This is a genomic window from Pseudomonas brassicae (genome assembly GCF_010671725.1).
Lineage (GTDB): Bacteria > Pseudomonadota > Gammaproteobacteria > Pseudomonadales > Pseudomonadaceae > Aquipseudomonas > Aquipseudomonas brassicae.
Window position 1 is genome coordinate 1 of record NZ_JAAHBU010000520.1, and the last position, 2,008, is coordinate 2,008.

The following is a 2,008-nucleotide window of genomic DNA, read 5'->3' on the forward strand; positions in this document are numbered from 1 at the left end:
GATGTGCCCGCGCCCAGGTGAATGGTGGTGGTCTTGGCCGCCAGGTACGCCAGCAGCGGCATCGGGCTCGGCGAGATGGTGTATTCCATGGCGTGGTGTTCGCCGATCCACACGGTGCTGAAACCGCCGGTTTCGGCCATGAGGGTCAGTTCGGTCAGGTCTTCGAACAACTGGCGATGGCTGACGCTCTCGTCCCAGCGTTCCATATGCACGAACAACGAAAATTTCATGGCGACTACCTCGGATCTTTTGTTATCAGCCCCGCCGTGTGCTGGGCGCTACTGGTTTATTGGTATACCATAATATGGAATATCCGCAAACACTTTGTGACAAGGATGCGTGCTAGATGAACATAAAACAAAAACTCACCCTGGCCTTTGCGGCAATCGCAAGCCTGCCGGTGACCCTGGTGGCGGCGTTGATCATCCTCAACGTGCGCGACCAGGCGCGGGCGCGTTCGTCGACAGCAGCGGGCGCGAGATCCGCCAGGTCGACAACGCCATGCAGCTGTTTTTCGAGGGCATCAGCCAGAACGTCGCGTACCTGGCCAAGCACCCGCAACTGGCCGGTATCGATGCCACCCTCAAGCGCTACCTGGCCAGCGACGCGGCCAAGCAACCGATGGGCGAGCAGGACCAGCAACTGTTCACGCTGTTCGCGGGCCTGGCCAACAGCCACCCGGCCTATACCTATGTGTCGCTGGGCACCGAGCAGGGTGGCTACGTGTTCTGGCCGGGCGACCCCAACCTCAGCCGCTACGACCCGCGCACCCGCCCCTGGTACAAGACGGCCATGGCCCAGCCGGGCAAGACACTGCGCACCGATGCCTATTACTGGGCGGCCGACGATGCGGTGCTGGTGAGTACCGTGCGCAGCTTCGTCAATGGCGCCGGCGGCGCGCCTGACCTGGATCATCGCGGCGATTGCTGCTGTGTGTGCGGGCCTGTTCGCGGTGGCCGGCGCGTACTTTGCCGGATTGATCGTGCGGCCGATCCGTGGCGTGGCCAGCGGCCTGGAAGGCATTGCCCAGGGCGAGGGCGACCTGACCGCGCGCCTGGCGGTACGTGGCCACGACGAAACGGCGCAACTGGCCGGCTGGTTCAACCAGTTCCTGGAGGCCATCCGCACCCTGATCCAGCGCATCGGGCAGGCGGCGGGGCAGATCCACAGCAGTTCGGCCAGTGCCACCGAGGTGTCGCTGGAGATGGCCGACGTGGCCTCGCGTCAGCGTGATGCGGTGGACATGGTGTCGACCGCGTTCCATGAAATGGTTGCCACCTCCAACGAAGTGGCGCGCTCGTGCAGCCAGGCGGCCGACTCGGCCGACAACGGCCAGCGCCAGGCGCACACCGGGCAGCGCCAGATCGATGCGGCGGTGAGCAATGTGGGGCGCCTGAGCCAGGAGATCGGCCAGTCGGCGCAGGCCATGCAGCAGTTGGAGCAGGACAGCAACGACATCCAGTCGATCCTGGGCACCATCGCTCGATTGCCGAGCAGACCAACCTGTTGGCGCTCAATGCTGCCATCGAGGCGGCGCGGGCGGGCGAGCAGGGGCGCGGGTTTGCGGTGGTGGCCGACGAGGTGCGGGCGCTGGCCAAGCGTACGGCCGATTCCACCGGCGAGATCGACGCGCTACTGGGCAACCTGGCGCGGCGCACGCACCAGATGGGCAAGCAGATGCATGCCAGCCTGGAGGTGTCGCAGGAGACGGTGTTGTCGATCAATGAAGCGCGGGAGAGTTTCGAGCAGATCCGCGAATCGGTGGACGTGATCCGCGACATGAACACGCAGATTGCTACGGCGGCGGAAGAGCAGCACCAGGTGGCCGAGGACATCAACCGCCACATCAGCCAGATTCATGGGGATGCGCAGCGGGTGGCCGACCTGGCGGATTCGACGCGGGGTGATGCGCAGAACCTGACGCAGTTGTCGCAGGCGTTGAATCAGTTGGTGAGCCGGTTCCGGACCTGATCGGCCAGCTGGACGGACCTCTTCGCTGGCAAGCCAG

Annotated in this window: 2 protein-coding genes and 2 pseudogenes; 2 read left to right on the forward strand and 2 right to left on the reverse strand. The window is 64.7% G+C overall.

Features of this window, described 5'->3' with window-relative positions; translation table 11 throughout:
* Positions 1 to 230 (reverse strand): LLM class flavin-dependent oxidoreductase (locus G3436_RS25535; RefSeq protein WP_163950960.1); only part of this gene is annotated, 230 nt, incomplete at its 3' end.
* Between the two features lie 653 nt (positions 231 to 883).
* On the opposite strand from G3436_RS25535, the pseudogene G3436_RS29115 reads away from it, so the two are divergent.
* Positions 884 to 1,066: pseudogene (locus tag G3436_RS29115) on the forward strand (hypothetical protein); the annotation flags it as partial.
* Between the two features lie 158 nt (positions 1,067 to 1,224).
* Here G3436_RS29115 and G3436_RS29120 read toward each other — a convergent pair.
* The gene (locus G3436_RS29120) at positions 1,225 to 1,458 is read right to left on the reverse strand and encodes a hypothetical protein (RefSeq protein ID WP_420801255.1); all 234 of its coding nucleotides are present in this window, start codon (positions 1,456 to 1,458) and stop codon (positions 1,225 to 1,227) included.
* A 24-nt stretch (positions 1,459 to 1,482) separates the two neighbouring features.
* Here G3436_RS29120 and G3436_RS29125 point away from each other — a divergent pair.
* Positions 1,483 to 1,971: pseudogene (locus G3436_RS29125) on the forward strand (methyl-accepting chemotaxis protein); the annotation flags it as partial.
* Between the last annotated feature and the right edge of the window lie 37 nt (positions 1,972 to 2,008).